This window comes from Mesorhizobium sp. M4A.F.Ca.ET.022.05.2.1, assembly GCF_003998845.1.
Taxonomy (GTDB): domain Bacteria; phylum Pseudomonadota; class Alphaproteobacteria; order Rhizobiales; family Rhizobiaceae; genus Mesorhizobium.
In genome coordinates this window covers 1-6,543 of sequence record NZ_RZOJ01000339.1, presented here as the reverse complement: position 1 = coordinate 6,543, position 6,543 = coordinate 1, and the positions used below count along the sequence as shown (strand labels likewise).

7 protein-coding genes are annotated in these 6,543 nt (G+C 64.4%); 1 reads left to right on the top strand and 6 read right to left on the bottom strand.

Annotation, left to right across the window (positions count from 1 at the left end; all coding sequences use genetic code 11):
• On the bottom strand, positions 1-1,614 hold a 1,614-nt coding region (locus tag EN745_RS26795), incomplete at its 3' end, for an ATP-binding protein (RefSeq protein ID WP_127422648.1).
• On the bottom strand, positions 1,611-2,018 hold the full coding sequence (locus tag EN745_RS26790; protein WP_127422647.1) for an alpha/beta hydrolase: 408 nt from the start codon (positions 2,016-2,018) through the stop codon (positions 1,611-1,613). The genes EN745_RS26795 and EN745_RS26790, both read right to left, overlap by 4 nt.
• 17 nt (positions 2,019-2,035) lie before the next feature.
• Between EN745_RS26790 and EN745_RS26785 the strand changes: the two genes are divergently transcribed.
• On the top strand, positions 2,036-2,206 hold the full coding sequence (locus EN745_RS26785; RefSeq protein WP_245455484.1) for a dihydrofolate reductase family protein: 171 nt from the start codon (positions 2,036-2,038) through the stop codon (positions 2,204-2,206).
• Between the two features lie 64 nt (positions 2,207-2,270).
• Here the strand turns inward: EN745_RS26785 and EN745_RS26780 are convergent, their stop codons facing one another.
• The 4 genes from EN745_RS26780 to rsmD all read right to left on the bottom strand — a co-directional run.
• Complete coding sequence (locus EN745_RS26780) at positions 2,271-3,143, bottom strand: patatin-like phospholipase family protein (RefSeq protein WP_126055114.1); 873 nt, start codon at positions 3,141-3,143, stop codon at positions 2,271-2,273.
• A 27-nt stretch (positions 3,144-3,170) separates the two neighbouring features.
• The gene (locus EN745_RS26775) at positions 3,171-4,541 is read right to left on the bottom strand and encodes a pitrilysin family protein (protein ID WP_245487846.1); all 1,371 of its coding nucleotides are present in this window, start codon (positions 4,539-4,541) and stop codon (positions 3,171-3,173) included.
• 26 nt (positions 4,542-4,567) lie between these two features.
• The gene (locus tag EN745_RS26770) at positions 4,568-5,923 is read right to left on the bottom strand and encodes a pitrilysin family protein (protein ID WP_127422645.1); all 1,356 of its coding nucleotides are present in this window, start codon (positions 5,921-5,923) and stop codon (positions 4,568-4,570) included.
• Positions 5,924-6,005: 82 nt separating this feature from the next.
• Positions 6,006-6,543: 16S rRNA (guanine(966)-N(2))-methyltransferase RsmD (gene rsmD, locus EN745_RS26765; RefSeq protein ID WP_127422644.1), on the bottom strand; the 538-nt coding region annotated here is incomplete at its 5' end.

Genomic DNA, 6,543 nt, shown 5'->3' with positions numbered 1-6,543 from the left:
GACGTGGAACGAGGTTCCCTTGCCTTCCTCGGTTTCGAAGGAAACGGCGCCGCCCAGCTTTTCCACGATGGTCTTGACGATGCTCAAGCCGAGACCGGTGCCGCCCTGCTTGCGGGTGCTCGACGCGTCCGCCTGCTCGAACTTGCCGAATATGCGGCTGCGGAATGCCTCGGGAATGCCAGCGCCCTGATCGATCACCGAGATGCGCAGCATGTCACGATCGCGGCGCTCGAGTTTCACCGTCACGGTGCCGTCGGCGTCGGAGAACTTGATTGCATTCGACAGGAGATTGGCCATCACCTGATGCAGGCGATCCTCATCGATGTTGGCCTCGGCGCGCGGGGCATCGTCGACCAGGACGATGCGGATTCGGCCATCGGCCCTATAGTTGGAACTGGCGGCAATGGCCTGCTCCAGCAGGGGGCGAACAGGCATCTGCCTGATCTTGAAGGCGATCACGCCCGATTCGATCTTCTCCATGTCGAGGATGTCGTTGATGAGAAGAACCAGCCTCTCGCTGTTGTTGTGGGCGATGTTGATGAGGTTGGCGGCCTTTGGCGGCAGTTCGCCCGCCACTCCGGCCGCGATCAGGCCAAGCGAACCGCGGATTGACGTCAGCGGGGTGCGCAATTCATGGCTGACCGTCGAGATGAAATCGTTCTTGAGCTGGGCATTTCGTTTCTGCTCCGTGATGTCGCGATTGTAGGTGATGACGCCGGTGATCTTGCCGGCCTCGTCGCGGAACGGCGCCTTCAGCGTGTAGAGCCAGCCCTGCCTGCCGTCCGGGAAAACCGCCGGCTGGTCGATGCGCAGCGTCTGCCCGGCCTCCAGCGCGCCCATCTCGTCCTGCCGGAAGCGCTCAGCCACATCCTTCGGATAGAAATCGAAATCCGTCTTGCCGATAAGGTTCTCGACCGAAGTGGCTCTCACCATTTCGGCGGTCGCCGGATTGGCCGCGATGAAGCGGCCGTCGACATCCTTTATGTTGAGGCAATCCGGCAGCTCGCGAACCATGGCCCGGTAGATCATGTTGGACATTGCGAGTTCGCGCCGTCGCTCCTGGCGGTCGAGCAGCACGCTGATGATGATGGTGCTGAGGAAGCGGAAAACGAGGGACGGGAACGTGCTCAGCTGCACCATGCCGGCGACGACCTGGGGTGGGATAACCAGAAGCGTGATCAGCCCGGCGAGAGCGACCGACACGCCGAGGCCGAAAATGTCGAAGATGGTGCGCGTTCGGGTGGCGACGATGTGATGCCATGCAATGCCAACGACAGCCGTGATGAGGATGCCCACGATTCCGATGCTCGCGCCCTGCCCGCCGAGATGAATGCGATAGGCAATCGAACCGGCGGTGGCGATGATCATTGCAGGCCATCCGCCGAAGAACGCGGCGGCGGCGATGAAGGCTGCGCGCAGATCGACAATGAAGCCGGCGACAGAGAGCGCCGTCGCCATGGAAATGATCGCACCGGCGCACATGACCACGCCGAGAATCAGCGACCGCCTCCGCCGCGAAAGTCGCCCGGTGAAATCCGCCACAAGGTCCCAGGCGACCACCAGGATGGAGACCAGCGCAAGATTGGCGAGGAGTGAGCGCCAGATATCGGTCATGACTTTCCGGCTCCTTTTCTCCGATAGATACCGGCAAAACCTATCCGAGGTCTAAAGAGCCGTGGACCGGTCTGAGCGACAATGGGACAGGCCGAAACGCCGAATCGGCGACCAGTGCGAAGCGTCAGGCCCGACGCGATCATCGCCCAGCGAACGGCATATGTCGACGACCTCCGGCCGCAGGCTAGGTGGCGGAAGATCGATGGTGGCTGCGCCACCCAGGCCTCGATCTGCTGCGTGACGAAGGCAGCCGCCTGGTGGTGGATGAAATGGCCGGCGCCAGGCAGCGCCACCACGGAAGAGACGTTGTCGACCTCGCGGAACGTGCCGTCGAAGGCACTGGCCGGAACATAGCGGCCGTCGGCGCCGAAGATCACCAAAGTCGGCGCCCTTACCAAAGGCAAATGGCGTCGCCAAGCAGTTGCTGGGGCATGGCCTGGTCGACCGCATCCGCCTGCTCAGCTATCCCGGCGTCGTCGGCCACGGCAAGCCGCTGTTTGCGCCCGGCGGGCGAGTGCCGCTCGAGCTGATTTCGGCAACGCCGTTCAGCAACGGCGTGGTGGCGCTGGAATATGCAACCGCGAAGTCTTGATGCAGCTTCGCAGGGGACGGCGATGATGGCCACCTCACCCACTTGGGAGATCGGCAGCTTTCCCTCACCCGGCCTTCTTGCCCCGCTTGCCCTTCACGGCAGCCCTGCCCTCCAGCACCCGCTCGACCTCGCGCTTCAGCTGGTCCTTGATCTCGACCGTCTCGGCCATCAGTGTGTCGATCTTGAGGAAATCGAGCACGCGGTACTTCGACACGTTCGGGCGGATCAGTATGTCGGGCGGGCACTGCCGCAGCTTGTTGGCGATGATCGACTGCATCATCAACTGCGTGGCGCCGTACATCAGATCGACGGTGGTCGGGTGCCGGCGCTCGGCCTCGCTCGGCGCGCCGACGACGTCGATGGCGATGATAATGTCGGCGTCCTTTTCGATGAGGTCAAAGGGCACGGGGTTGTAGATGCCACCGTCGATCAGTACGCGGCCGTCGCGCGTCACCGGACGGAACACCGCCGGAATGGCGGCGGAAGCGGCCAATGCCGAATGCAGGTCGCCGTCCTCGAAGACGGCGAGCTTGTGGCCGAAATAGTCGGTCGCCGTCACTTTCAGCGGGATCTTCAGCTGTGCGAAGGTTTCCGGGATGGCGTCGGGCAGGAAGGATTTCAGGATGCGCTCGACATTGAATTGGCTGACGCGGATGCCGTTCTGCATAGCCTCGGCGATGGTTCCCGGTCTTGCCCGCCACATGCGCGAGGCCACCTCGGCGCGGCTGCCGAGGATAGAACGGGCATAGGCGTGGATCTCCGCCCCGGTCATGCCGGAGGCCATGCCGGCGCCCATGATGGCGCCAATCGAGGAGCCGGCGATCGCCGCCGGCCTGATGCCGAGCTCGTCCAGTGCCTCTATTGCGTGGATGTGCGCGAGACCGCGCGCGCCGCCGCCACCGAAGGCAACGCCGAAGGTGGGACCGCCGCTAGCCATTGCTCACCATCTTCCCCGCCCCGGGCCTCATCCCTTGCTTCCTAGCGGTGGACCGACGACCATGATGGCGGGATCGGACGACAAAAGCTTCTTCGCCGCCGCCTTGACGTCGGCGATCGTCACCGCGTTGATGAGGGCAGCGCGACGCTGCAGATAGTCGATGCCGAGATTGTCGAGCTGCAGTTCCAGCAGCGTCGCGGCGATAGAAGCCGAAGAGTCCAGATTGTTGATGGCATAGGCGCCGATCATGTATTTCTTGGCCGCCTCGAGTTCGACTTCGGTCGGACCCTGCTCCGCCATCCCCTTCACCACCTGGCGCACCAATGCGAGCGTCTCGGCGGCACGGTCCGAGCGAGTCGCGGTGGTGATGACCAACGCGTTGGAATGCTCGTGGTCGACCAGGTTGGAATCGACGCCATAGGCAAGGCCGCGCTTTTCGCGCACCTCTTCATAGAGGCGCGAGGTGAAGGTGCCGCCGCCGAGGATATCGTTCACCAGCACGGCGGCGAAGAAATCCGGTGCGCTGCGCTTCACGCCGGGATAGGCGAACTGCAGCGAGGTCTGCGGCAGGTCGTAGTCGACTTCCAGCTGCTGGCCGAGCTTCGGCTGGGTGTCGGCGATCGGGGCGAGCGCCTGCTTCTGCGGCAGGTCGCCAAACAGCTGGTCGAGCTTCCGCCTCAGGGTTGCCGCGTCGATGTCGCCGACCACGGCGACATGCAGGCCGTCGCGGGCGAAACTTGCCTTGTGGAAAGCGCCGAGGTCCTGCGGCGTGATCGCGGCGATGCTCTGCCTGGTGCCTTCATCGGGCCTCGAATAGGGATGCTCGCCATAGATCGCGCTTAGCCATTTGCGCTGGGCGATCGCGTTCGGGTCGCGCTCGTTGGCGATGATGCCCGACAGCACCTGGGCGCGCACGCGGTCGAGCGGCGCCTGGTCGAAGCGCGGTCTGTTGACGGCAAGCATCAATAGGTCGAAGGCGGCGTCCTTCCCTTCCGACAGCATGCGCATCGAGCCATAGGTGCCATCGCGCTGCGCGTCGAAGCTCATCTCGGCGCCGGCATCGTCAAGTTTCACCTGGAAGGCGTCGCTGTCGAGGTCGCCGGCGCCCTCGTCGAACAGGCCGGTCATCAGGTTGGCAAGCCCTTCCTTGCCAGCCGGGTCCTGCGCCGTGCCGCCGTCGAAGACGAAGCGGATGGCGACGATCGGCACCGTATGATCCTCGACCAGCCAGGCGGTGATGCCCTTTTCAGACTTCACCTCCTGGATGTTCATCGCGGCACGGGCGGCAAGCGCCGGCAGGACGAGGAAGAACAAGGTAAAGCAAAGGGTGGCGAAGGCGCGTGCCAATTTCCCGTCTCTCCTTGAAGGAAAATGGTGAGCCTGGTGGGGAAAAGGCATCGTGCGGCTGTGCTGGTGCGTCATCATCAATTCCCCGCCTGTTGCTGCGGCAGAAGATAGCCGGTCGTCGAATGATCGAGCACAAGATAGCGAGCGGCGACCGTCTTGACCTCCTCGGCGGTGACCTTGCGGATGCGGTCCGGCCATTCCAGGACGTCGCGCACATTGCCGCCCGTGGCCAGCGTCGCGCCGTACATGTTGGCCATGTCGTCCTGCTTGTCGCGGGCGAAGATCATCGAGCGGACATAGCGCTGCTTGGCCTTTTCCAGCTCGTCATCGGTGACGCCGTCCCTGGCGATGCGGGCGACCTCGGCGTTGACCGCCGCTTCGACATCGGCGAGCCTGGCATCGCCGCGCGGCGCGGCGTAGACGGTGAAGTTGGTGGCGTCGAGCATGGTGCCCTGGAAGAAGGCGCCGGCTTCCGCGGCAATGCCCTGCTTGACCACGAGCTGCTGGTAGAGCCGGCTGCGGTTGCCACCGCCAAGGATCTCGGCCAGCAGGTCGAGCGCCTCGGCCTCGCCTGGCTGGGCCGTGTGATAGGACGGCACCACCCACTGCGTCGAGAAGCTCGGCACGGAAACGCGCGCGTCCGTCAGCGTCACCGTCCGTTTGGTGTTCTGCTCTGGCTCGACCGGGCGAATGCGCGGCGGCAGGTCCGGGCCGCGCGCGACCTTGCCGTAGGTCTTCCCGGCCAGCGCCTTCACCGTGTCGGGCTCGACATCGCCGGCCACCACCAGCACGGCGTTGTTCGGCCGGTAATACTTGTCATAGAAGGCGATCGCGTCGGTGCGGTTCAGTTGTTCCATCTCCTGCATCCAGCCGATGACCGGGATGCGGTAGGGCTGGTTCTGCCAGAGCGTGGCGTCGACTTCCTCGTCCAGCACCGCCTGCGGGTTGTTGTCGATGCGCGAACGGCGTTCCTCAAGGATCACGTCGCGTTCGGTCTTGATGACGTCGTCGGTAAGGATGAGATTGCGCATGCGGTCGGCCTCGAAGGCCATCATCTCGCCCAGCGCCGACGGGGCCACCGTCTCGTGGAAGGCTGTGTAGTCGTAGGAAGTGAAGGCGTTGTTGGAGCCGCCGATCTCCGAGACGGCGCGATCGAACTCGCCGGCGGCGTGGTTGGTCGTCGCCTTGAACATCAGGTGTTCGAAGAAATGCGCGATGCCGGACTTGCCGGCCGGCTCGTCGGCGCTGCCGATCTTGTACCACACCATATGGGTGACGATCGGCGCGCGATGGTCGGGGATGACCACCACCTCCATGCCGTTGTCGAGCAGGAAATCCGTGACCTTGCCGTCATCGGCGGCGAGTGCGGGGTCGGTCAGGAACAGCGAAGTGGTGAGCAAGACTCTCCGCAGCCATTCAGTATGGGGTGTCATTGATGGCTCCGGTTCTCATTGCGGGACGATAGGCAAGGTTGCCAGCCGAGGCAAAGTGAATTGTTCGTCATTTTCGAGGCGCTCACCCCGCCTTGATGAACCGGATCACCGTTTCGCCGTAGCCGCGCTCGTCGACCACGGCGAACCCCTCGCCGGCATCGAACGGGGCGGAAGCCACTTCCTCGACCACGCAGAGCGCGCCGGGCAGCAACCAACCGCCTTGTCTCGCGGAGCGCAGGGCGCGCTCGCCCAGGCCCTTGCCGTAAGGTGGATCGGCGAAGACGAGGCCGAAGGCGGCAAGCGTGCCGGCCTCGCCCAGAGCGGTGGCGTCGCGCCGAAAAATCTTGGTGCGGCCGGTCAGCCCGAACGTCTCGACATTGCTGCGGATCAGGCCGCGTCCCTCGGCCGATTCCTCGATGAAGACGCCATAGGAAGCGCCGCGCGACAGCGCCTCGAGGCCGAGCGCGCCCGTACCGGCGAAGAGGTCGAGCACGCGTGCGCCATCGAGCTTATCTGCAAAACGGTGCGCCAGCACGTTGAACACCGCCTCGCGGGTGCGGTCGGTGGTCGGACGGATGGCATTGCTGCGTGGCGTCGCCAGCGGACGCCCGCGAAACTCA

Bases quoted from the DNA above. Each gene is read 5' to 3' on its own strand.
- EN745_RS26770 (WP_127422645.1), bottom strand. From the start codon at position 5,923: ATGACACCCCATACTGAATGGCTGCGGAGAGTCTTGCTCACCACTTCG.
- EN745_RS26780 (WP_126055114.1), bottom strand. From the start codon at position 3,143: ATGGCTAGCGGCGGTCCCACCTTCGGCGTTGCCTTCGGTGGCGGCGGC.
- EN745_RS26775 (WP_245487846.1), bottom strand. From the start codon at position 4,541: ATGCCTTTTCCCCACCAGGCTCACCATTTTCCTTCAAGGAGAGACGGG.